This window comes from Hymenobacter sp. 102 (assembly GCF_049949205.1).
In the GTDB taxonomy this organism is placed as follows: domain Bacteria; phylum Bacteroidota; class Bacteroidia; order Cytophagales; family Hymenobacteraceae; genus Hymenobacter.
Window position 1 is genome coordinate 5,080,337 of record NZ_CP188172.1, and the last position, 21,665, is coordinate 5,102,001.

The window sequence follows — 21,665 nt, forward strand, 5'->3', positions numbered from 1 at the left end:
GCCCGCGCTTAGAGGGTCAGGTAGACCATTTTGCGCGGGTCAGGCGGCCCTAATGGGTTTTGGTAGGGATAGAGGATTAGGCTTGGCTGCTGGCTAGCGTTTGGGGTCGTCGCATAAGCGTACAGGACTCCCCGAACAGTCACTCCCTGGCCGGGCTTCACAAGTGTTGGAGTCTGCTGTGATTGCCCGGGAATCGTGGCTCCAGGCTCCAGGAGGGCGAAGGTGCCCAGCGTATCAGGCGCTTCAGGGGTGCGCAAGGCAAGGACGGCGGGGACCTTTTCTCCCTTGGCATAGCCCGTTGGTCGCCATTCCAATACTGCTTCGAAAGGCAGGCGGTAGCCAGGGGCTACGGTCGGGTAATCAGCTTTTACATGCCGCCACAGGACTGGCAGCGCCATAATTCCCGGTTGTGCGGCTCTGGTTTGCTTGACTGATATCAGCTTCAGGTAGCCCTCTTTAGGCAGTAGCTGCTCGACTGCTGGACGAAGATTAGCGGGTGAGCCATTAGGTAATGCTGGTGGGCGCGTTGTGGCAAGCTTCCAGGCTGCCTGCCGCGCTTTCGCTTCTGGTGAATTAGCCGCTGCCTTGGCTACTTGCTGTAGAGCGTCGGCTGCGGCTTCATTGTCGTTTTTGCAAGCTGTAAGAAACGCCGAGGCACTCAGCATGCTGATGAGAAGGTATTTCATTGGAAAGAAGGGTTAGCGCCGACGGCGCGTTGGCGCGCCCGAGTCGGCTGAGGATATAGTGGGCAACTCTGACGAGGCGGATGGCGCAGAAGCGCTGGCCGAGGACCCACCGGAACTGCCTCCGCCCGATTTATCTGGTCCAAAGCCCATTTTGCGACCCAGTGCGCCACTTGCCCCACCGCCGTAGGCGCCGGGGAATACTACCCCGCTAACTGCCCCAGCAGCCCCGGCTACGGCTCCGGTAAACATGCCCACGAAGCCCTGCACTGCTGAGGAGCCGATAAGGAAGCTCGTCAGCCAAGGCACCATGCAGTAGAGGATGACGAAACCGATAGAGTTAATCAAGTAGGTTAAATCATCAGCGTAAGCACTTGGCGTCAGTCCTGTGGGCATGAGCACATTACCAGTGCCTGGGCGGGTAGCCGCATAGTTTGCATAAATGGTGTCCAGCAGCGAGTAGGTCAGGGACCAGAACTGAACGGCCATGAAATTCTGCAGCCACTGTTTGCCTAGCTGTGCAAAGGGAGGCAAGGCCGAAAGGCAGATGGCAATAGGCCCTCCCACGTACAAAAAAGCCACGATGTACTGGCGAATCATGACCAGCAGCTGCCGAATCAGCGCCACGGTACTGGTGGTGAATAGCTCGGTGAGCAGGTTTATAAGCGAGAACCGGGTCAGCTTGTCGAAGGTGGAGGAGATGTTGCTTATCTGCTCGTTTACAAACCCCGCGGTATTAGTGGCCTGGTCAGGTTGAATGGCCGGCGAGCCGACCGGGTTTGTCAGGCTTCGCAAGGACTGGGCGATAAATCCCGGCTCGTCCGGCGCTACTAGGCTGGAAAACGCCCCAATGGCCCCGCCAAGCAAGTCCATGAAGTCCCGGTAGAAGAACAGGATGAAGTACACGAACAGGGCCTTGAGCAGGGGCGAGAAGTCCATGCGCAACTGCCCGCCCTGCAGGTAGCCACGGCCCACGGTGTAGAGTAGCGCTACCGAGAGAAAGGGCGGAATCAGGTAGAGCTGGCAGGCCTGCAGCACCTTGCGCAGGGCCCCGTCGGCGGCCGTGATAAAGTCGGTGTCCAGGTCCATGCCGACCAGCAGAAAAAGCGCACCACTCATGCCGACAGCGCCCCCTTGCGCTTGCGCTTTTCTTCCACGAACTGGTCGACGGCAAAGTCCAGCCGCTGCTCGGTAACGGTGGTGTAGGTGGGCCGCCCGTCGGCGTCGCGTACCAGGTTGCCCAGCGCGTCGCGCACTTCCACCGGCCGCTGGCGCTGGTAGTGGCGCACGAGCTGGTTGAGATAGTTGCGCTCGGCCGGCCGCGAGGTCAGCACGGCGTCGAGCTGGGGCGAGGCTTCGAGCGCGTACACCTTGGCCTGGGCTCCCTGCTTGATGAAGAACTCCCGGAACGAGTCGGTCGAGCGCACCGAGCGAATCAAATCCATCTCGTGCCCGGTGAGGCCCAGCGGCGCCTGCAGGCGGTTGAGCGAAGCCTCGTTGGAGTGGCGCAGGATGATTTTGGTGCTGGAGTTGTCAATCAGCGTGTAGCCGATGGGCGAGTCGATGATTTCCTGAATGCCCTGGGTGATGATGGTGATGGAGCCGTTGGTTTTGCGGATGGTGCGGTACATCGAGACGATGAACTCCTCGAGCACACCCGAAAGCAGCGCCCAGGCCTCGTCGAGGGCGATGTACTTCACGGCATCGGGAAACTGCCGGAACAGGTCCAAACTCAGCTCGGTGATGAGCATGGCCACCACCGGGTAGAGCGTGGGGTCCGTTTTTACCCGGGCCAGGTCAAAGCAGATAAGCGGGTACTGGCTTAGCTGGGCCTCGCGGGTGGAGTTGAGCACCTTGGCGTAGCGCCCGCCCGACACGAACTCGCCCAGCACGAGGAAGAACTCGTGCATGTCGATGTACTTCATGTCGGTCTGGTACTGGGCCCGCTGCAGAGCCAGCACCGCGATGCTTTCATCCGTGGCGTCGCCCTCCCCGGGCGCGGGCGTTTCGGCCCGCATCCACTGGTCGTAGCGCTGCACGTACCTATAAAAGCTTTCCATTCCGGGAAACTCCTCGTCCGACTGGCCCAGCCGCTCGTGCAGGTTCAAATCGTGGTAGTAGCCGGTCAGAAAGCGCGAAAGGATGGTGCGCTCACTCTTGCTCAGGGCGCGGTCCTTGCCGCCCTTCCAGAGCGCGGCCAGCAGGGCCAGGTGGAAGTTGAGCTTCTCGTCGGAATAGTGCCAGGGACCGTTTTCGCCCTCCCGCGGCAGCAGGAAGGGGTTGAACTCAATCGGGTTCTGCGGGTCGTACTCGAAGTAGGTGTTCTCAAAGTCCGGCCCCGTCAGGCTCTGGAACACGTTGCGGTAGGTGCCGCCGATGTCGATGATAATCTGGCGGGCGCCGCGCTCGTAGCGCTGCACGATGAAGTTGCCGAAGGTGTAGCTCTTGCCCGAGCCCGAGGGGCCGATGACCAGGGCGTTCTGGTTGTCGAGGTCGGTGTTGAACAGGTTTACCTTGACCAGGTTGCGAAACCGGTCGCAGAGGTACTCGCCCGTGGGCTCCGGCCGGTACGTGGTAGTCCAGTGGAAGTAGCAGGCCGCCCGGTCGGCTGAGGTGGTCAGCCAGCGGTCCGGCACCTGGTAGGCGTTGCCGGGCGCCAGGCCAAAGAACAGCGGCAGGGTCAGGTAGCTCTCCACCACGGCCTCGGCCCCGAAGATGGACCGGAAGGCCGCCGTGGTCTTTTCCACGTGCTCGCGCCGGGCCTGGTCGTCCACGTCCCAGAGCAGCACCGACAGGTGCAGGCCCACGACCTGCTTGCTGCCCGAGCGGACCTCGGCGGTGAACTCGTCAATCTCGGCCGCCCGCAGGTGGTTGTCCTGCGTGGCCAGGAAGGAAAGCGAGTTGTTAATTTTCTTGTCGTTGTCGAGGCTTTTTAGCTCGGCGCGGGAGTCCTGAATCAGCAGCGCCTGGGTCAGCACGTGGGGGCAGGAGAGAAACGCCGTCAGCGGGTAGAGCATGGGCGAGGTGACCCCGTAGCCGTTGCGGACGGCGGGGTGGGCCTCACTCCCCTGCCCCACCAGCGAGACGATGCTCACGCGGTTTTCGCCCACGGTGAAGGCGCCCGGCACGTTGCTGATTTCGCGGGTCAGCCCGGCGGGCTGCTGGTCGAACTCCAGGTTGAAGTACTGGGTGAAGACCTGCGGCAACTGGGCTTGATTGAGTCGGCGGTAGTCCAGGCCCCCGAGGCCGCGCAGGCTTTGCAGCAGCTCGGTGGCGATGCGCTCGGCTGTGTCCAGGGTTTGCACGACGCCGGCAAACGGGTTCTTGGCCAGCTTCTCGCCGGCGCGGTTCACCAGGGCGCTCAGGGCATTCGGCCTTACGGGCTTGGCTTCGTCCGAGGGGGCGAAGGAGATGAACAGGTACGCCCGGTGGAAGAGCACCAGCCGCTCGGCGAAGTGGGCATTCATCTTGCCCTCAAAGTAGCCGGGACGGGCGTCGCCGCCGGTATTCTGAAAGGGACGGTCGTAGTAGATGTCAGTTTTTTGCACCACCGTGCCCACGGGCAGGGTGCGCAGCGCGCCGAGCAGGGCCGACTGTAAGTTGGCAAACTCTTCGGCCTGCCAGCTCTCCATTTCGGGGCATTCAAGCACGAAGCCGACGCCCACGCGGCCATCCCGATAGATGACCTTGTCGTCCTGGAAGGCGTAGGCCGGGTGCAGGTCCGCAAAATCAGCGGTGCGGGCCGCGGTGCGGTCAGCGGCCTTAGTGGGAAACATGTTCATGCGGGGTGGGAATAGCGGCGGAGCCGCCCGCCGATGGCCCTGTCCGTGCGCGGCCCAGGGCGATGCGGCGCGGCTGCCGCCGGTGGAAGGAAAGCCAGCTGAGCAGAAAGCCCGGGGGCCGGTGCTTGGCCAGGTAGCGCAGGGCGTAGAGCAGCACCACTAGCACGACCAGAATCAGCAGGTAGAGAAAGCGTGGCACGGTAACCACCAGGCCCGCGACGCCGATGGCCAGCACGGCGGCCAGAAACAGGCCCACCACCAGCCCCAGGTCCGGCAGGTTCATGCCCAGCACCTGGGCGGGGCGCTCGATGCTTTTGTAGGAACGCATGGGCCAGTCAGCTTACGGAGTTACCCCGCCTTCACCGCCGCCCATGGCGCTGGCCAGGTCTTCCTTGAAGTAGTTGAAGCCGAACCAGAGGATGACGCCGCCCATGAGCCAGCCCAGGGCCCCGAGCGCGTCGGGGGCGCCGCTGATAAACTTCTGCACGACGCGCACCAGGCCGATGGCCAGCACGATGATGAAGAGCACCTGCACGATGCTGATGACGATGGTTTGCACGCTGCGCAGGGCGCCCACGGCGCGGCCGCCGGCGCCGGCCTGGCCGAATACCAGGGCCGGGGACGTGGCCAGCAGCAGGGCCATGGCCAGGCGTTCAGCGCGGGATGGATGGTAGGTGTGCCCGGCCGCGAGCAGGCGCAGGCCTCCGGCAGCTACCTGGGCAGCGCCCTGGTGCAGGCGCGTGAGCAAGGGAGTTTGCATGGAAAAGGAAATAGGTGGAAGGATTGGGAAAAGGTAAAAAGCAGGGAAAATGCCTTTAGGCAGTGGCCGGGGCGGCCCGCCGGTTTTCCAGGGCCGTGCTCATCAGCTCGCGCATTTTGGCGCGGCGCTGGGCGGCGGTGAGCTCCACGCCACGGTTGTGCTCGTCCGTGGCCGTGGGCGCGGGTGCCGAGAGGTAGTTGTGCAGGGCGCCCTCCGGTAAGCGGCCGGCCTCGGCAGGCGCGGGCATGGCCTCACTCTCGTCCGGTACAGCCGCTGGCGTGGGCGCCGCTCCTGCCGCCGCTTCGGCCGTGGGAGGCAGAGTTTCAGCGGGCTCTGGTGGCGTCACTTCCTCATTGGTACTAGGCGCCACCTCTGGCACTACCAGGGGCGCTGGATGGAAATCGGCCAGCCGGTAGTGCCGGGTGCGCAGCGAGGGATGGTTGCCCTCCAGGGGCGGCGGAACCACGGCGGCCCCGGCACTGGCCGGCATGGCGAAGCGCCACCAGAGTACCCCCAGCGCCGCCATCAGCAGCAAAAGCAGCAACCACAGCATCGATTTCAAGCGAAAGGCCGAAGTTTTTTATGAGCAATTGCGGCAACTATACGGAGCACTTCCGTATAAGTTCTGGTTTTGCAGAAGTTTTGAAGCAGCTATGCCGAAGCTTTGGGGTCACTAGATGGTAAGCCCGGCGTAGCCATGTACCGACAGCAATCGGGTAGTGCACGCGGCCGGCTGGTTTGTTACCTTGCACGCCCCTTATTGCTGCTGCATGACCACCTCTGTACCCACTCCCCCGGCTGCCCCCCCCATCGAGCCGGTCAACGCGGGGTTTCCCGACCCCGCGCTTATTGTTTCCTATGCCACTGTTCTGCGCTATATCCGCCACCGCCTCAACACGCTGCTGCACGGGCAGCTCAAGCCCTGGGCCCAGCAGCACAAGTTCAACTACGCCCGGCTGATTGAAATCAAGAAGCTGGAGGAGGAAACCCAGGCCGTGCTGCTGCAGCGCCTGATGGCCCACTTCCAGTTCCCCACCGAGCTGCTGCGCATCATCGTGCACCAGTCGCGCCGCCACTTTTTCCTGTTCACCTCGCCCGAGAGCCTGACCCGGTTTAAGGCCGAGCTCAACCTGTTCGACAACCCACCATTCGACGCCCCGGCGTCCCCACTTTCACCTCCTAACTAGCGGAAAGGCCCCGGAGCCTTTTCGCTCCCACGTTGCCTTTTTGCTATGCCTGCTACCGTTGCTTCCCGCCCCAAGGCGAAACCCGCGCCTGTGGCGGCCTCCCTGGCCCGCTTGCTGCCTGACCCGGCCCTGGCCATTCCCTATGACGAGGCCCGGCGCTACGTGCAGCTGCGCCTGCGCAGCCTGCCCCACGGGGGCCTGCGCGCCACCTGCAATGCCTTTGGCTTTCCCTACACCACCAGCGTGGGCCTGAAAACGGGCAGCCTGCAGCGCGAGGAATACCGCCTGGTGCAGAAACACCTGCGCGTGTTTGGCTTCGACACGGAGCTGGTGCGCCTGCCGGTAGGTGGCCAGCTCTGCGAGCACTATCTCTTTTCCGACGCCGCGCTGCTGGCTACCCTGCGCGAGCAGCTGGCCGCCCACGAGCAGCTGGTGAGCTAGCGCCTCTTCTTCCCTACTGCCTTCAGGATGTACTCCCCACCCCGGATGCCGGCGGTGCGGCTGGTCTGTACCCGTTTCTGTACCCTTTCCTATCACTCTTATGCCCGCAGCCTCTCCTACTCCGCGCGAAAACGACCCCCAGGAGCTCAACCGCTTCAAGCAATCCATTGACCTGGTAGACTACGCCACCCGGCGCCACGGCTACGACGTGAAAAAAGCCGGCCCCCGTGGCCACTGGCACCAGCTCGAAAAGGACGGCGAGATGCTCATCGTTTCCCGCAAAGGCGACCACCAGGTGTACCTGAACCCCGGCGACGACCGGGATTCGGGCTCCATCATCGACTTCGTAAAAACCCGCGAAAATCAGACGCTAGGCCAGGTGCGCCAGACCCTGCGCCAGTACCTGGGCGAGCCGGAGCAGGGAATGCAGGCGGCCACCTCTCCCCCACTGCCCCCCTCTACGGCCTACGCGCCTAGGCCCAGCGAGCCGGCGGAGGTGGAAACCGAGGCCGAACGCCGGGCCCGGCTCGTCGCCGCCGTGATTGGCACCCATGCTGCCCTGACGGACCGCAGCTACCTGCACCACCGCCACCTCTCGGATGAAACCATTGACAGCCCGGCTTTTCAGGGACGGGTATTCACCAGCCAGCAGGGAAACTTCCGTAACACAGCCTTTCCCCTGTACAACGAGCACGGCATTGCCACCGTGGAGCAGCGCAACGACGACTACAAGCACCTGCTGCAGCTGCCCAAGACCGGGGTGTGGGTGTCGCACCCCACCGAAGGCAAGGATACCCCGGTGCAGCGCCTGGTCGTGTCGGAGAGCCCCGTGGATGCCATGAGCTACCACCAGCTGCACCACCGCGGCGCCGAAGGGCAGCCCAACACGCTCTACGTGGCTACCAGCGGCACCGTCACCGAGCGGCAGGTGGAGCTGATTCAAAAGCTTATCGACAAGCAGGAGCCCAAGGAAGTGGTGCTGGCCAACGACAATGACGCCGCCGGCCGGCGCTTCAACATCAATTACCTCAACGAGCTGCAGGCCCCGCGGCGGGCCCGCGAAGTAGCCGACGGTCAGGTCGCTTATGACGAGGCGCCCCGCCCGGTAGAGTGGCACGCCACGGCCGCCGGCAAGTACCACACGGCCCTGCGCGTGGAGTTTCACCACGCCACCCGCGCCGAGGGCACCGAACACCTGACCCAACTCACCGCCCAGGTGCAGCAATTGCGGCCTTCGGCGGATGAAGCCGTGGCGCTGGAGGTGCAGCGGGCCACCCGGCAGCAGACTGTGGTGCGGCTGGTGGTTCCCAATGCCGACAGCCACGCCCTCGAAGAGCTGGCCCGCACACTCCACGCCCAGCGGGAAACGCAGCGCGGGCAGCTGGAGCGGCTGCCCCACGAGCCCGGCCGCCAGCCCGAGAACTTCATTCGCACCGAGTACGCCATCAGCAAGGATTTCAACCGCGACCTGGAGCTGCTCAGCCAAGGCCTCAACCGCGAGCAGGCCGCCCAACAGGCCCGCGCCGACGAGCTGGCCAAGGAGCAGCAGCGCCAGGAACGCGCCCGGCAGCAACAGGAGCAGCGCCAGCAGGCGCAGCAGCGCGAAGCCGGGCGGGAGCAGGAGGCCAGCTCCCCGGAAGCCCAGCGCCGCGAGGCTGAGCAGCAGCGCCAGGTCGCAACGATGGCCGTAGCCGCGGCCGGCGGCGACCCGGCGTTGCAGCGCGCGGTCCAGCTTACGGTGACTGAACCTACCCCGGCGGACGAGGCTACCCCCAGCCAGGCCCAGCAGATGCGCGAGCTGCTGCGCAAGGCCGGCGCGCAGGTGGAGCTGCGGGCGGAAGCAGACCCCACCAGTGGCCAGCTGCGCAGCGAGCTCGACGTGCGCTACCAGCCCCATGCCACCCCCGGCGGCCTGCGTCAGCTCAGCCAGACGCTGGATGCACTCGACAAGTCCCCGCTGGTGACGCTGCGGGAAGATGCCGCCGAGCAGGCCGAGCGCCGCCAGCTGGCCGCCCTGCCCCCGGGGCAGTCAGTTACCAAAACAGCCATCGTCCGCATTGACGAGCCCGAGCCCCGAGCCGGCGCACCCGGCCGGGCCGAAGCTGTGGCCGAGCAGCTGCGCGAAGGCGGCCTGAACACCGGCTCGCTGCGCTCGGCCACCGACCCGACCACGCACCAGCGCCACAGCGAGATTGAAGTCAGCTACCGGCTCGACCAGCCCAACCTGGCCCGGGCCAGTGCGGCCCTCGACGACGTGGCCCGCCAGCCCGGCGTACAGCTGCACGAACATTCCGGCGACCGGGCCGAGCGCCACCGTCTGGCGCCTAGCGGCATAAATACCAATGGCCTGGCCGAACGCACGGCCGGCCCGGAGCGGTAGGGACTGTTGGGCTTGCCGAGCGAATCCCCTTGGAATATGCCCTGGTTTTTTAGTTTTGCAGCATTAGCAAGCTGCCTACCATGCTGGCGAAAACAGGTTATTCTTCTTTTCAAGCGCCATTCGGTCTGCTGCAGGCAGGCCGGACCCTGGCCCCGGCTGCCCTTCACCTGCTGCCGATTTCCGAGCGCCCGGCCCTGTTCGTGGGTCCGCATCGAGGCTAATCCAACCTTCTGGTAAACACCCCCCGCAGTTGCTGCGGTTGCCCGCGGCTTGCCTGTAGCCGACGGGTCGGGCTGTCATTTCCCGGACGCCGCTTTTGCGGCCGTCCCGGAACCCTCGTTGCATTCTTTTCCACGCCATTACCCCGCTATGCTATTTACCGGCCACCGGCATTTTTCTGGGTTTTGCCCCGACATGAAGGGGATACTTTTAGAACTCATTCGCGACACGTACACGCCCTTGCTGCAGCTGCCGCCCCACCTGCCCGATGAATCCTGGCTGCTGGCAGTCAGCAAAGCCGACCCCGTGTTTTTCTACCTCTACGATGGGGTAGGCCAGTTACAGATTGGCGAAGCCTCCCGGGAGAGCCTGCTCAAATGCCTGAAGCAGGAACTCGGTAGGTCCGAATAAGTCGGGTCTCCAACAAGCAGAAGTGCCCGACAGCCCGTTCCTGTCGGGCACTTCTGTTTTTCATTCTAACAGCGGAACAGCAGCCTAAATCCAGGGACAGGGGCAGTGGGGAAAAAATGGTTTGGCGACTGCAAATAAATGGAAAATTGTTGTCATAAAAGCAACAATAAGCCCTTGTTTTGCGTTTAATAAGTAAGGAAACGGTTTTAGAAACAGTCACTTAGACCTTACTTAGCGATGAAAAAGCAAGCCCGCCCCACCGCCGAAAAAACTACCCGCCCCGACGTGTACCAGATTGTGACGGACCGCGTCATTGCCGCTCTCGAATCCGGTCAGATTGCCTGGCGCAAGCCCTGGCATGCCGCCTACGGGCTGCCCCGCAATTACGTCAGCGGGCGGGCCTATACCGGCATCAACGCCTTTCTGCTGCACCTGGTGGGCGGCACGCCGTTCTTTCTCACCTTCCGGCAGGCCCGGGAGCTGGGCGGCAACATCCGCAAGGGCGCCAAAGGCATGCCCGTGATTTACTACAACGTCACGACCCGCACCGACAAGCAAACCGGTGAGGAAGAGAAAACGCCCTTTATCAAGTACTACACCGTCTTTTCCATCGATGACGTGGAAGGCGTGGACATCGTCCTGCCCGAGCAGCCCCGGGACCGCGCCCACGAGCCCCTGGCCGCCGCTGAAGCCCTGGTCGCCAACTGGGCCGGCTGCCCCCGCATCGAGCACGGCGGCGCCCAGGCCTACTACGCCCCCGGTCCCGACTTCGTGAGCGTACCCCGTCCGGAAACCTTCGTTAGCGGCGAAGCCTACTATTCGACCCTGTTTCACGAGCTGACCCACGCCACCGGCCACCCCAGCCGCCTGGACCGCCCCGACCTGGCCGAAGCCCTGCGCCCGAGCGGCCGCGCTAGCTACGCCCGCGAGGAGCTAACGGCCGAGATGGGTGCCGCCTTTCTGTGTGGTCACGCGGGGCTGGACCCCAGCGCGACGCTGGAAAATACCGCGGCTTACCTGCAGTTTTGGCTGGAGCAGCTGCGCGGGGATAAGAAGCTGGTGGTGCAGGCCGCCAGCCGCGCCCAGCGGGCCGCCGAGCTGATTCTCGGCAACGCAACCCCCGACGAAACCGAGCCCGACCCCATGCGCACGCCTCCCGCCGCCGCGGCGGAGGTCGTGGCCAGCGAGGAAGCGCAGCCAGCGCCCCGGGTGGAGGCTGGCGCCTTGTCGCCCCGCCCGGCGCTGCCCACGCTGCCGCCGGTGGTATTGGGGCAGGAAACCCTGCCTTCGCTGACCACGGTCGTCGTTGCCACGCAGCGCATTGAGCTGACCCGCCTGCTGGAACATCCCGCTTTTACCGAGGAGCAGCGCCGCACGGCCACGGGCCGGATTCTGGCCGAAACCGACCCCGCCCGCCTGGGCCGCTGGTTGACCAACATCATGCGGCAGATAACGGAGTGGGAGGAACGCACCTTGGCCGAGGAGGCGAAGCAGAACCCGCACTTCGCTGCCTTCGAGCAGGTGCCGGAGTAGCGCTTGACCTTGACCTTGACCTTGACCTTGTCGCCTCGTCCGGTTCCGGGCGGGGCCGGGGGCGGTGGGGTATCGTCCCGCAGCCCCCGACTTACTGCTTTACTCTCTTGCTGCCTATGCCTTCCCCTCCCCCACTGTCCCCCGATGACGCCACCAGGGCGCCGCGCCGCTTTACCGACTTGCTGCGCCACGGCCGCTTCACCTTCACCGAGCGCGAGCTGATGGAGCACCTGCGCATGACCTACCGCACCATTAAGCAGCGCGAGGCTGACCCCTCTACCCTCACCATTGCCGAGCTGCTGCGCGTGGCCGACCTGCTCGACGAGCCCGTGCACGACATTATCGCCGTGGTGCTGGCCGAAGTGCAAGGGGCCACTCAGCCACCCTCGAAAGGAACACCGGTCGGTTAAACGATGTCAAGTTTTTACATGTAAAAACTTGACATCGTTTCGTACTTCTGCCCCGCCACTTCCCGCGTTACCCATGTCCGAGTCCATTATGCAGCGCGTCCGCCAGCAGGTGCTGGCTTACCCGCCGGGCGAGCTGCTGACCTATGCCGACCTGGTGACAGAGCCGGCGCAGTTCGGTGCCGTCGCCGCGGCCCTGAGCCGGCTGAGCCGGGAAGGACTGCTGGCCCGCTACGCCAAAGGGCAGTACTACCGGCCGCAAACGGGACGCTTTGGCACGCTAAAGCCTTCTGAGGGCGCCGTGATGCGCACGCTGACGGCCCCAGCAGGCAAAGTGGCAGCCTATCCCACCGGCGTCGCGCTCTACAACCAACTGGGCCTAACCACCCAGGTGCCCGCTCAGCTCCAGGTTACCACTCCCAAGCCGCGCCGCACCAGGTCCCCGCGCATGGGGTTCGTGGTGCGCCCGGCCCCGGAGCAGGCCAGCGATGTGCCGCTGCTGCAGTGGCTGGAGGTGCTGCGCGACCTGCGCCGCATTCCTGACGCCCGGCCCGACGAGGTGCTCTCCCGGGTGCAGCGCTTTATCAAAGGCCTCTCCCCTGCCCGGCGCAGCCGCCTCGTGGAACTGGCCCTTGGCCAAGCCCCGCCCCGTGCCCGCGCCGTGCTGGGGGCCGTGCTGGAGCAACAGGCTGACCAAAAAGGCGCCGCCCGGCTGCGGGCCACGCTCAACCCCCTGACCACTTACCGGCTCGGCCTCAGCGCCGCCGCCCTGCCCAACTGCGCCGCATGGAACATCCGATAAATCCTGGCCGGCACTCAAGGGCATAGAAGGGGCCGACGCATGCCGGTGCCTGCAAACAGGCTTAAGAATTGAATACGCCTATGCTATTTTACCGTGCCAAACTGCCGTTAATCGAAAATAAAAGCCGAAATTGTCGCTTTAACAGTAAATAATTAACGCCATCAGCCTGCAGCGGCCTCTTAATGGAAAAAAATGTACAGTGGCCGTTGCTGGTGTTTGGCACGTCCGACCCGGCGCTAAACCGCCGGATTCGGCAGGCGCGCCAGCGGGAGGAGCTACGCGAAGTAGCGCCGCGTATCTACTCGCCGGATTTGACAACGCCCCCGGCCGTGTTAGTGCGCAAGAACTGGCTGCCCATTATCCAGCATCTTTTCCCAGGGGCCATTATCAGCCACCGCTCCCAGCTCGAAGGCCAGCCCACGGGCGATGGGCACTTGTTTCTGACGTACAAATACACGCGCAACGTTGAGTTGCCCGGCCTGACGGTGCACCTGCTCGAAGGGCCCGGGCCCCAGCCCGGCGATGCTCCCTTTGGGGGGGGCGACATCCTTTTCGCATCGGAGGCCCGGGGGCTGCTGGAAAACCTGCAGCCGGCCCGCGTCCGCAAGGGGGGCGTCAGCAAGGCCCTGCCCATCGAGACCGTGGAAGAGCGGCTGGAGATGGTGCTGCGCGTGCGGGGGGAAGCGGGCCTAAATGCCCTGCGCGACCAGGCCCGCGACGTGGCCACGGCCCTGAACTGGCCCGATGAGCTGGCCGCGCTGCAGCGCATTGTGGGCGCGCTGCTCACCACCCACTCGATTAAGGTGCTTTCCTCGCCGGTGGCGCGGGCCCGGGCCCTGGGACTGCCCTTTGATGCCGGCCGGGTGGCCTTGTTTACCACGCTCGCGGGGGCGCTGCGCACCACGGCCCTGCCGGAGCGCGTGGACCCGGCCCCCGTGGCCCCGGCGTATTACACGGTGGCGTTCTTCGAGGCATACTTCTCCAATTTCATCGAGGGCACGGTCTTCCAGGTCGACGAGGCGCACCGGATGGTGGAAACGGGCCAGGCGGTGGGCGGACGGCACGCTGATTCGCACGATGTGCTGAGCACGTATCAACTCTGCAGCAACCCGGCCGAGATGCGCGTCGTGCCCCGCTCGGCGGAAGAGCTGCTGGCCCTGCTGCAGCGGCGCCACGGCCAGCTGATGCGGGCGCGGCCCGACAAGCGGCCCGGCCAGTGGAAAGAATACGCCAACCAGGCCGGCCTGACCAACTTCGTGGAGCCCGAGCTGGTGCGCGGCACTCTGCACGAAGGCTTTGCCCTGTGCCAGGGCCTGACGGACCCGCTGGCCCGGGCCATGTTCATGATGTTTTTAATCAGCGAGGTGCACCCCTTCGACGACGGCAACGGCCGCCTGGCCCGCCTGATGATGAACGCCGAGCTGGTCAGCGCCGGCCAGTGCCGGATTATCGTCACCACCCGGGCCCGGGAAGCCTACCTGGATGCGCTGCGCCGCCTGAGCCGGCAATCGGACCCGAGCCTGTACATCCGCATGCTAAGCGGTGCCCAGCAGTTTGTGGCCGCCCTGCGGGTAGGCACCTACGAAGAGGTAAAGCAGCAACTCGAAGCCCAGGACGCCTTTACTGAAGTGAACTCGCAGCTGCGCTGGTAGCGGGCCGCTTGCCGGTGCGCTCCCCCCCTCCCCTACCTGCCTTTGGCGGGCGGGCCGTGCTGCAAGTAATAGTTGACCGCCTCGTCGACCAGCTCTTTCAGGTACACCCGCCGGCTGTGGTGCATCAGCTCCTCGTGGATGTAAGCCAGGGCCGCCCGCTGGGTTTCTCCTTCCAAGCGAATCAGAGATGGCTGCAGCCCCGAGGAACTGCCTTCTACGGGAGCGGGGGCTTGCACTTTCGGGGGCCGGCCCCTCCCCTTCTTGGGCGCAGCGGCTACCGCGGCCGGCTGCGGTCTGGCGGGTGGCGCAGGCGCTAACACCGGTGCTGCAGCAGCTTCTGGAGCGGCTGCTACTGGCGGAGCAACTACCGTTGCTGGTTCCGGGGCCGCTACGGGCACCGGGGCGGCGGCCGCGGGCTCAGGCGCAGTTGGGGCGGCCGGCATGTGGCCGGGCTGCCCGCGCAGCATGGACATCTTTTCGTCCGTGGAGATTTTCAGGCGTTGAATCTTGGCCATTACGATATGAGTTCAGAGGTGAGTTGGGCGCGGGCAATCAGCTCATCGCACAGGGCGCGCACTTCGGCTTCCACGGAGGCATCGGCCCCCACCGCCCGCCGGTAGGCCGGGTTGAGGTAGCTGTAGCGGGTCGAGAGACGCTTGTAGCAGCCGAGCTGGCGCAGCGAAGCCTGCAGGCGCGGCAGGCCCAGCGCGTCGGTGAACTCGTCCATGTCCTTTTCCTCTTTCAGGTTGGTGCGGTGCGAGTGCACGCCGAAGAACTGGAAGTCCAGCCCCTGCTCCCGCGAAAGCCGGGAAATCTCCTGCAGCAGCTGCATAAAGGAAATCGTGGCCAGGCGCTCGGCATCGGAGGCCCCCACGGGCACGAGCACCACGTTGGCGCCGCTGAGCACGTCAATCATGGCCGTATCGTCCGAGCGGCCGGGCACGTCAATGAACACCACGTCGTAGTCGTCGCTAACTTCGTCGAGCCGGTCGTACACTTGGCCCATACCGACCGATTCCAGCGCGTAGGGAAAGGCCGGCTCGGCGAGCGTGCCGGCTTCGCGCTCCAGGTCCACGCTGGGCTGGTCGTTGGTGAGGCGCACCCCGGCCAGGGTTTGCTGGGAGTCGGCATCGACCACGAGCACGCGGTAGCCATAGTCGGCCGAGAGGGCACCGGCCAGCACGGTGATGAGGGTACTCTTACCAATGCCGCCCTTCTGGTTGGCAACGCAGATGATTTTCATAAAGCAGGGAACTAACGGGTAAAGCCACGACGGGCGCAAGCAGCTTGCAAATAAAGCAGCTTGTTTCTCAATTTTCAAAGCTACTCGGAAACTTGTTTTTTTATTTCCTAGAAAATAAGCTTTCAAACTTACTTGTAAACAAGTCATTTTGTTTTCAAGATTACTTGTTTCTGATTTTCTGAGAAATATCATTTACAATTTTCTCAGTAAACATTTAACAAAAGCTCTCAAGAAACTTATTTCTTAAAATACTAAGAAACAAAGCGTCATACGGGGCGTACTGTCGGGAGGATGCTAGGTTTTTAACCTTCCTGTTTTACTTGTTTCTCAGGAAATAAAAAATGGTTCACACTCCCATTGAATTGCCTTCTGAACGCATGGAGATGCGTTTTGCTGGTCAGCAGTCTTTCATAAGGGAAGCAAAACCACATTCAAAAACACTTTTCCGATTACGATTTGCCCAGGCAGCTTACCGGGGATGGGAAAAGCCAGGCCTGGTATCACTTACGGCTCACCGGGCACGCGCTCAACATGCCCCTAATAGGGTAGTTAGCAAGAAGACTACCATTTACCCGCGCTAACGCGCTGGCTAAATGGTAGTTGGATATCAACAGCGTTGATATTGCTTAACCCAAGCCAGTAACATCTTGATATAGAATAAGTAAGAGTTAAAACCCGCCCTATGCCGGATCAGAAACAGAAAATAGGCCCTCAGCCCACTAATGCTTCAGCTGTCAAGCACCTCACGGTTAGCGGACCGGCGCACCGGCTGGTGGGCGCGGAGGCCGCCCGGCTGGGGCTGACCCGCACGGAGTACGCCGACGCGGCCATCCGCTACTTCGCCGAGCGGAGCCTGAACCCGGTGGAAGCCCAGGCCCGGGAAGGCCAGCTTATCATGACTGAGGTGAAGCGTTTGGGCGACCGGGTGTTTTCATACCTGCAGGAGCAGGAGCGGGGCGTACTGCTAGAAATGCTGCGCTTTCAGCTTCAGCAGCAGGCCGTGCAGCAGCAGACGCTACGGGTGGTAGAGAATTTATTAGCTCCAGAAGGGGGGGAGGTACTGCACAAAATTCAGCAGAAAAATCAGGAGCGTATTGCCGAAGCGACGGCGGCCGGGCTGGCAGCTCTTGATATAAAGGCGCTGAATAAACCGCACAAAAACGGTAACTGACGCGATGCACGCCAAGCTGATTAACCCAAATGTGCACGGCAAAAAGGCCTATAATAACCAGGGCAGCGCCGCGCAGACCCTGAATTACCTGACCCAAGAGGCCCGAAAGAATGGCCTGGAGGCTCGCTTTTTTGACGGGCAGCTAGACGCGCTGGACCGGGATTCCGTGCTGGCAGCCCTGGACAACAACGTGAAAGGGCTGCGGGCCAATGAGGCCAAGTTCTACTCCCTGGTGCTGAGCCCCAGTCCGGAGGAGCTGGCCCACGTCGGGGGCGGCGAGGAAGAGAAGCTGCGCACGTTTACCCGGGAGGTAATGGCCGCCTATGCAGCGGGGTTTCGCCTCAAAGACGGAGGGGCTGTGGGGAAGGATGAGCTGGTGTGGGGCGCCATCATTCACCAGGAGCGCACCCACCGGGGCACCGACGCGGCCGTGAAAGAAGGGGAGGCCCAGGCCGGGCAGCCTCGGCCCGGCTTGCAGGCCCACATCCACGTGGTCGTATCGGCCCGGGACCGAAGCCAGCGCGTCACGCTCAACCCCGGCGGGCGCGTGAGCCGGTTCAGTTTGCGCGACTGGCAGGAGGAGGCCCGGCTCGTATTTGAGCGGCAGTTTCAGTACCAGGGCCCTGCGCCTAAACGAAAGGACGCCCCCGCCATAGCAGCACCGAACCCCAAGCGCAACGCGCGGATTGCCGAACGGGTCGGGCAGCTGAACCGGCAGGCCGCGCCCAGCCAGCGCCTGGATGCCGAGCGGGTGCAGCGCATTGCGCAGGGGCGGGGCTATGACCGCATTTTCTACGACCGGCTGCGACGGGTGGAAGACCGTGCCCGGCAGGGGCGGCCCCTCGACAATGCCTATCACTTGCTGGCCACGGGCCGCGAGGAACCCGCCCGACCCAATACCGGGCACCGGGTACGCCAGGCCCTGCACAGCCTGCAGCAGACCCTGCGAGCTACCAGCGGGCCGGAGCACGTCGCCACCCAGGACATTGGGGAGCAGCGCCGGCGCGGGCAGTGGGAGGCCGAATTGTAATTCCAAGTACTGCACGCTTAAAACAACCCGACTATGAGCATGATGAGTGCCCCCCGGCAGCCGAGCAGCCACCGCCTGACTGGCCTGTACATCGCCCTGGGATTCCTGCTGGCGTTGCTGGCCGGCGGTGAGTATTACCTACTTTCTCACCCCTCCTTCCTGGCCGGGACCGGAACCCCTGCTGCCCCGAATGCAGGCTTGGGGGCTTCCGTTACCACCCGCCTGCTGCTGGGCACGGCCACGTTTTACCAGCGCTTTGGCTTACTCATTCGCGCGGGGATTCTGGTAGCAGGGGGCCTGCTGGCCGTGCTGCTCAAAGCCCCACCCGCGCGGCCCGGGCAGCGGCGCTGGCAGCCCACGCAGCTGCAGCTGCGGCGCGTTCAGCTGGGCGCCGCCGGGGTGGGCCTACTCACCGGGGCGCTGCTGCTGGCCATGGCCACGTTTTCAGCCGGTATGGTAGCCTGGCTATACCCCACCGCGGCCCTGCTGGCGTTGGGCGCGGGCCTGGCAGCCGGCATTGCGCGGGCCCTGCACAAGACCGAGCGGTTCGGGCTGCGCACCGAGCGCCGGCAGCAGCTCACCGAGTACGGGTTTAGTCTGGCCACGACGGACGGGGGCTGGATTAACATTCCCAACCCGTTTCGGGGCACGCTGGTGCTGGGCGGGGCGGGAGCGGGCAAGTCGTATTCGATTGGCGAGCCCCTGATTGAGCAGTTCACTGAGAAGGGGTTTGCGGGCCTTATCTATGACTTTAAGTTTCCGGTGCTGGCCGAAGCCGCGCAGAAGGCCTTTGTGCTGGCTGATGCCAAAGCCCGGGCGGCGGGGGAGGAGCCAGCTCATGTGCAGCTGCACATCATCAACTTTAAAGACCTGGAACGCAGCGAGCGGGTGAACCCGCTGCGGGCCGACAAGATGCCGGTAGTAGCCTACGCCAACGAGTACGCCCGCGCCATCATGGCCAACCTGAACCCGGAGAGCATTAAAAAGATGGACTTCTTCGACACCAGCGCCAACGCCTTTCTGACGGCCATCATCTGGTTTTACAAGAAGAACTTCCCCACGTTTTGCACCCTGCCCCACGTGGTAAACACGGCCTTGCACCCGGACTTCACCCACGTGCTGAGCATGCTCGACACCGACCCCGAGTGCGGCGACATGGTGCGAAGTATCACGACGGCTGTGAAGCAGCGGGCCGAGAAGCAGGTGGCTGGCGTCATCGCCTCGCTGCAGATTGTGCTCACGCGCATCAACTCGCCGGAAATCGCCTGGGTGCTGACGCCCGACGAGGCGAGAGGGGAGGGGTTCAGCCTGGATTTGAATGATAAGCAAGCGCCCAAGGTCTTAGTAGTGGGCAACGACCCCACGCTGAAGGAAACCTTCTCACCGGTTATCAGCTGCATCGTGGCCGTGGCCTTGAAGCTGATGAACCAGCAGCACAAGCACCCGAGCTACGTGTTTCTCGACGAGGCCGCCACCATCTACGTGCCCAACCTGGAGGTGATACCGGCCACGGCCCGCAGCAACAAGGTGGCCATGATTTACATGACCCAGGATTTGAGCCAGATGATTGACGCCTACGGCCGGGAGAAAATGCAGGTGATGGTGAGCAACCTCAACAACCAGTTTTTCGGCAAGGTCAACTCCCTGGAAACGGCCAAGTTCGTCTCGGAGCTGGTGGGCAAAGAGGACCGGGAGATGGTGTCGGCCAGTTTGGGCCGCAGCCAGAGCGGCGGCAGCCGCGGCGCCGGCAGCAGCATCAACCAGAGCGTGAGCTGGCAGGAGCGCAACCTGGTGCGCCTGCAGGATACCATTACCCTCGAAACCGGCGAGTTCATCGGCCAGACCGTAGAAACCGAGCAGCCCTTTTTCCAGGGCAAGGTGGAGCGCCAGGCGGCGCCCGGCACGTACCCGCTGCACCCGCTGGCCACCTTTGAGGGTGGGCCGGCCCCAAAGCTGGCCGAGGCACCGGCAGGGGAGGGGCAGGACCCGGATTGGCTGAGCCAGCGACGGGCAGCCCGGCAGGCGGGGAGTCAGTCCCCCGCGGAGCCGGTCAGTGCGCTACAGGCGGTTATTCAAGCCAACTTTGAGCTGATTCGGGAGGATGTGGCCAGCATTGTCGGGCAGTACGCCAACACCCTCAAGCCCGGCCAGATGCCGGACAATGAACCCATGCTATAAAGGGTGTTTGGGGCACCTTAGCCGCTGGAATGGTGTTTTATAAATGCCCGTCGTTTATCCCTTTTACGTAGTTTGCATGATGGAAACGCCTGCTTATCCTACCCCCCAGTTTGGCCCCCGCGAGCAAACCCGCGAGCAGCGGCAGTTCATCATCAGTCAGTCAGTGGGCATCACCCGCAGCCAGGGCCCGTACGAAGTGCCGGACTGGCAGGCCAAGCTGCACGAACAGTACGTGGAGGGCCTGGTCGACCTGGATTACGTGGGGGCCCGCCACGACGAGTACCGCGCCCAGCTCATTGCCAGCCAGCAGACAGCTGCGGCGGGAGCCAAGTAGTTCGCTTTCGTGACACCCCAGCCTGGCTACCCGCGCCGCGCTGTTTTGCTCCCGCGTTTTTTGGTTACGAACCGCCGGGTACGCTAGGCCCATGACCGACCGCTTCACCAACCCCGAAACCGGCGTTTTCTACAACCAGCTCGGCCTTACCGATGCCGAGGAGCTGGACCGGGAAACCAAGCGCCTGTCCCTGCGCCGGCTCACGGAACTGGCGGCGGGCCGCGGCCCGCAGTGTGAGCGCTTCGACGCCGCGCGGCTGCGGGCTACCCACCGGTACCTGTTTCAGGACGCATTTGAGTGGGCCGGCCAGACCCGCCGCGAAGGCAGTTTCCAGGGCGTCAAAGCCGCTGACCTGCCCGGTATCGAGCGGCCCATGCACTTCGCGCCTTACGAGCGCATTGACGAGCGCCTGAACGCGCTGGGCGAGCAGCTCAAGCTTGAGAATAACCTCAAGGGCCTGCCTACGCCCGAAGCCTTTGCCGAGCGGGCGGCCTACTACTTCGACCACTACAACCACGTGCACGCTTTCCGGGAAGGCAACGGTCGCACCCTGCAGGCCGCGTTCAGCGAGCTGGCCCAGCAGGCCGGTTACCGGATGGACTTTGGACGGGAGCACGAAAAGCTAAATCCCGCCCGCGACCAGGGCATCGTGAGCCTGCACGGCGCGCCGCACAAAAAGCGGGACCTGCAGGCCCTGCGGGACTTATTTGCCCGCAACACCACGGCCCTGCCCGGAGCAGCAGCCGAAGCAGCCCGGCACCCCAGCCAGGCGCGTCCCCTGACGGATGGACCCACGCCCACCGTGCGGCAGATAGAGCAGCTACGAGACCTGGTTGCGGCAGCCCCGGCCATGCAGCAATTGGTAGCCGGTGTGGACTACCGGCGCACGCAACGAGCGGACGCGCTGCTTGCGCAAGTACTCGACATCGACCGCAACCCTCAGCAGGGCCTGCCAAAGCATGGTGCGGGCCTCAGACAGCTGGTGCAGGAGGTGGTGCAGGACAAACGCTTCCAGGACCCTGTTTCTCAGCAAGAGGCCGCCCGGTTTGGGGCCGCACTGGCCGTTTTGCAACCACCCGCACAAGCACGAGCCGTGGATGTAGTGCCGGCAGTAACGCCTCCCCAGTCCCACCCTTCCGCAACAACTGCGTTTGTGCAGGCGGCTAAGCAGCTGGTCGAAGGTTTAAAGGAGCAGGGCTACCCGGGCCCGGCGGATTCCTTATCGCGGGCAGCAAAAGCCGTGGAGAAATCTGCTTACCTGGGCGGCGCCAACCTGCAGGCAGTCACGGAGGCCTTGTCCAGGGCTGAGAAGATACCGGCATTGGCCGACGATGCCGCCGCCCTGCGGGGGGCTGGGCGCAGCTTGCAGGAAGCGCAGCGCAACCTCGCGCCATCGAAGCCGGCCCAGGAGAAGGAAGGCGTAGAACGGTAAGCACCCGGCATCTGCGCACG

Annotated in this window: 21 protein-coding genes; 13 read left to right on the forward strand and 8 right to left on the reverse strand. The window is 63.9% G+C overall.

The window, feature by feature from the left end; all coding sequences use genetic code 11:
* Positions 1-8: 8 nt before the first annotated feature.
* From ACN19L_RS22180 to ACN19L_RS22205, 6 genes are read right to left on the reverse strand one after another with little or no spacing between them, the layout of a single operon-like run.
* Positions 9-686 carry a hypothetical protein gene (locus ACN19L_RS22180; protein WP_190786153.1) on the reverse strand — a complete coding sequence of 226 codons (678 nt, stop codon included), beginning with the start codon at positions 684-686 and terminating at the stop codon, positions 9-11.
* A 12-nt stretch (positions 687-698) separates the two neighbouring features.
* On the reverse strand, positions 699-1,802 hold the full coding sequence (locus ACN19L_RS22185; protein WP_426491495.1) for a hypothetical protein: 1,104 nt from the start codon (positions 1,800-1,802) through the stop codon (positions 699-701).
* Entirely contained in the window at positions 1,799-4,465 is a 2,667-nt protein-coding gene (locus ACN19L_RS22190) for a VirB4 family type IV secretion system protein (RefSeq protein WP_426491496.1), read from the reverse strand. The genes ACN19L_RS22185 and ACN19L_RS22190 overlap by 4 nt, the downstream gene beginning before the upstream one ends.
* Positions 4,446-4,793, reverse strand: a complete 348-nt coding sequence (locus ACN19L_RS22195) for a hypothetical protein (protein ID WP_190786156.1) — start codon at positions 4,791-4,793, stop codon at positions 4,446-4,448. Before ACN19L_RS22195 ends, ACN19L_RS22190 begins: the two co-directional genes overlap by 20 nt.
* Before the next feature lie 12 nt (positions 4,794-4,805).
* Entirely contained in the window at positions 4,806-5,225 is a 420-nt protein-coding gene (locus ACN19L_RS22200) for a hypothetical protein (RefSeq protein WP_190786157.1), read from the reverse strand.
* A 55-nt stretch (positions 5,226-5,280) separates the two neighbouring features.
* On the reverse strand, positions 5,281-5,778 hold the full coding sequence (locus tag ACN19L_RS22205) for a hypothetical protein (RefSeq protein ID WP_426491497.1): 498 nt from the start codon (positions 5,776-5,778) through the stop codon (positions 5,281-5,283).
* 217 nt (positions 5,779-5,995) lie between these two features.
* On the opposite strand from ACN19L_RS22205, the gene ACN19L_RS22210 reads away from it, so the two are divergent.
* From ACN19L_RS22210 to ACN19L_RS22245, 8 genes are all read left to right on the forward strand, one after another.
* On the forward strand, positions 5,996-6,412 hold the full coding sequence (locus ACN19L_RS22210) for a hypothetical protein (RefSeq protein ID WP_190786159.1): 417 nt from the start codon (positions 5,996-5,998) through the stop codon (positions 6,410-6,412).
* A 45-nt stretch (positions 6,413-6,457) separates the two neighbouring features.
* A complete protein-coding gene (locus ACN19L_RS22215; protein WP_426491498.1) occupies positions 6,458-6,853 on the forward strand; it encodes a hypothetical protein in 396 nt (131 codons plus the stop codon).
* A gap of 100 nt (positions 6,854-6,953) precedes the next feature.
* Positions 6,954-9,233: a toprim domain-containing protein gene (locus tag ACN19L_RS22220; RefSeq protein ID WP_426491499.1), complete on the forward strand. Its 2,280-nt coding sequence runs from the start codon at positions 6,954-6,956 to the stop codon at positions 9,231-9,233.
* 414 nt (positions 9,234-9,647) lie between these two features.
* The gene (locus ACN19L_RS22225; protein WP_111480587.1) at positions 9,648-9,863 is read left to right on the forward strand and encodes a hypothetical protein; all 216 of its coding nucleotides are present in this window, start codon (positions 9,648-9,650) and stop codon (positions 9,861-9,863) included.
* A gap of 237 nt (positions 9,864-10,100) precedes the next feature.
* Positions 10,101-11,396, forward strand: coding sequence for an ArdC family protein (locus ACN19L_RS22230; protein ID WP_190786162.1), 1,296 nt, complete (start codon positions 10,101-10,103; stop codon positions 11,394-11,396).
* Between the two features lie 116 nt (positions 11,397-11,512).
* Positions 11,513-11,806: a hypothetical protein gene (locus tag ACN19L_RS22235; protein ID WP_190786163.1), complete on the forward strand. Its 294-nt coding sequence runs from the start codon at positions 11,513-11,515 to the stop codon at positions 11,804-11,806.
* A gap of 73 nt (positions 11,807-11,879) precedes the next feature.
* Positions 11,880-12,605, forward strand: a complete 726-nt coding sequence (locus tag ACN19L_RS22240) for a DUF6088 family protein (RefSeq protein WP_111480584.1) — start codon at positions 11,880-11,882, stop codon at positions 12,603-12,605.
* A gap of 182 nt (positions 12,606-12,787) precedes the next feature.
* The gene (locus ACN19L_RS22245; RefSeq protein WP_111480583.1) at positions 12,788-14,257 is read left to right on the forward strand and encodes a Fic family protein; all 1,470 of its coding nucleotides are present in this window, start codon (positions 12,788-12,790) and stop codon (positions 14,255-14,257) included.
* A gap of 32 nt (positions 14,258-14,289) precedes the next feature.
* Here ACN19L_RS22245 and ACN19L_RS22250 read toward each other — a convergent pair whose 3' ends face one another.
* Entirely contained in the window at positions 14,290-14,772 is a 483-nt protein-coding gene (locus ACN19L_RS22250; RefSeq protein ID WP_190786164.1) for a hypothetical protein, read from the reverse strand.
* Positions 14,772-15,500, reverse strand: coding sequence for a ParA family protein (locus ACN19L_RS22255; RefSeq protein ID WP_165822274.1), 729 nt, complete (start codon positions 15,498-15,500; stop codon positions 14,772-14,774). Before ACN19L_RS22255 ends, ACN19L_RS22250 begins: the two co-directional genes overlap by 1 nt.
* Positions 15,501-16,182: 682 nt before the next feature.
* On the opposite strand from ACN19L_RS22255, the gene ACN19L_RS22260 reads away from it, so the two are divergent.
* The 5 genes from ACN19L_RS22260 (at position 16,183) to ACN19L_RS22280 (ending at position 21,645) form a co-directional block, all read left to right on the forward strand.
* Positions 16,183-16,671 (forward strand): hypothetical protein, encoded by a 489-nt coding sequence (locus ACN19L_RS22260; protein ID WP_247977153.1) that lies wholly within the window; start codon positions 16,183-16,185, stop codon positions 16,669-16,671.
* Positions 16,672-16,675: 4 nt separating this feature from the next.
* Positions 16,676-17,701, forward strand: a complete 1,026-nt coding sequence (locus ACN19L_RS22265) for a DUF5712 family protein (RefSeq protein ID WP_426491500.1) — start codon at positions 16,676-16,678, stop codon at positions 17,699-17,701.
* Positions 17,702-17,740: 39 nt separating this feature from the next.
* Positions 17,741-19,879, forward strand: a complete 2,139-nt coding sequence (locus ACN19L_RS22270; protein ID WP_426491501.1) for a TraM recognition domain-containing protein — start codon at positions 17,741-17,743, stop codon at positions 19,877-19,879.
* Between the two features lie 76 nt (positions 19,880-19,955).
* Entirely contained in the window at positions 19,956-20,213 is a 258-nt protein-coding gene (locus ACN19L_RS22275) for a hypothetical protein (RefSeq protein WP_247977150.1), read from the forward strand.
* Between the two features lie 91 nt (positions 20,214-20,304).
* A complete protein-coding gene (locus tag ACN19L_RS22280; protein WP_426491502.1) occupies positions 20,305-21,645 on the forward strand; it encodes a Fic/DOC family protein in 1,341 nt (446 codons plus the stop codon).
* Positions 21,646-21,665: the final 20 nt, after the last annotated feature.

Coding starts and splice junctions, on each gene's coding strand:
- ACN19L_RS22180 (WP_190786153.1), bottom strand. CDS start 686: ATGAAATACCTTCTCATCAGCATGCTGAGTGCCTCGGCGTTTCTTACA.
- ACN19L_RS22185 (WP_426491495.1), bottom strand. CDS start 1,802: ATGAGTGGTGCGCTTTTTCTGCTGGTCGGCATGGACCTGGACACCGAC.
- ACN19L_RS22190 (WP_426491496.1), bottom strand. CDS start 4,465: ATGAACATGTTTCCCACTAAGGCCGCTGACCGCACCGCGGCCCGCACC.
- ACN19L_RS22195 (WP_190786156.1), bottom strand. CDS start 4,793: ATGCGTTCCTACAAAAGCATCGAGCGCCCCGCCCAGGTGCTGGGCATG.
- ACN19L_RS22200 (WP_190786157.1), bottom strand. CDS start 5,225: ATGCAAACTCCCTTGCTCACGCGCCTGCACCAGGGCGCTGCCCAGGTA.
- ACN19L_RS22205 (WP_426491497.1), bottom strand. CDS start 5,778: ATGCTGTGGTTGCTGCTTTTGCTGCTGATGGCGGCGCTGGGGGTACTC.
- ACN19L_RS22210 (WP_190786159.1), top strand. CDS start 5,996: ATGACCACCTCTGTACCCACTCCCCCGGCTGCCCCCCCCATCGAGCCG.
- ACN19L_RS22215 (WP_426491498.1), top strand. CDS start 6,458: ATGCCTGCTACCGTTGCTTCCCGCCCCAAGGCGAAACCCGCGCCTGTG.
- ACN19L_RS22220 (WP_426491499.1), top strand. CDS start 6,954: ATGCCCGCAGCCTCTCCTACTCCGCGCGAAAACGACCCCCAGGAGCTC.
- ACN19L_RS22225 (WP_111480587.1), top strand. CDS start 9,648: ATGAAGGGGATACTTTTAGAACTCATTCGCGACACGTACACGCCCTTG.
- ACN19L_RS22230 (WP_190786162.1), top strand. CDS start 10,101: ATGAAAAAGCAAGCCCGCCCCACCGCCGAAAAAACTACCCGCCCCGAC.
- ACN19L_RS22235 (WP_190786163.1), top strand. CDS start 11,513: ATGCCTTCCCCTCCCCCACTGTCCCCCGATGACGCCACCAGGGCGCCG.
- ACN19L_RS22240 (WP_111480584.1), top strand. CDS start 11,880: ATGTCCGAGTCCATTATGCAGCGCGTCCGCCAGCAGGTGCTGGCTTAC.
- ACN19L_RS22245 (WP_111480583.1), top strand. CDS start 12,788: ATGGAAAAAAATGTACAGTGGCCGTTGCTGGTGTTTGGCACGTCCGAC.
- ACN19L_RS22250 (WP_190786164.1), bottom strand. CDS start 14,772: ATGGCCAAGATTCAACGCCTGAAAATCTCCACGGACGAAAAGATGTCC.
- ACN19L_RS22255 (WP_165822274.1), bottom strand. CDS start 15,500: ATGAAAATCATCTGCGTTGCCAACCAGAAGGGCGGCATTGGTAAGAGT.
- ACN19L_RS22260 (WP_247977153.1), top strand. CDS start 16,183: ATGCCGGATCAGAAACAGAAAATAGGCCCTCAGCCCACTAATGCTTCA.
- ACN19L_RS22265 (WP_426491500.1), top strand. CDS start 16,676: ATGCACGCCAAGCTGATTAACCCAAATGTGCACGGCAAAAAGGCCTAT.
- ACN19L_RS22270 (WP_426491501.1), top strand. CDS start 17,741: ATGATGAGTGCCCCCCGGCAGCCGAGCAGCCACCGCCTGACTGGCCTG.
- ACN19L_RS22275 (WP_247977150.1), top strand. CDS start 19,956: ATGATGGAAACGCCTGCTTATCCTACCCCCCAGTTTGGCCCCCGCGAG.
- ACN19L_RS22280 (WP_426491502.1), top strand. CDS start 20,305: ATGACCGACCGCTTCACCAACCCCGAAACCGGCGTTTTCTACAACCAG.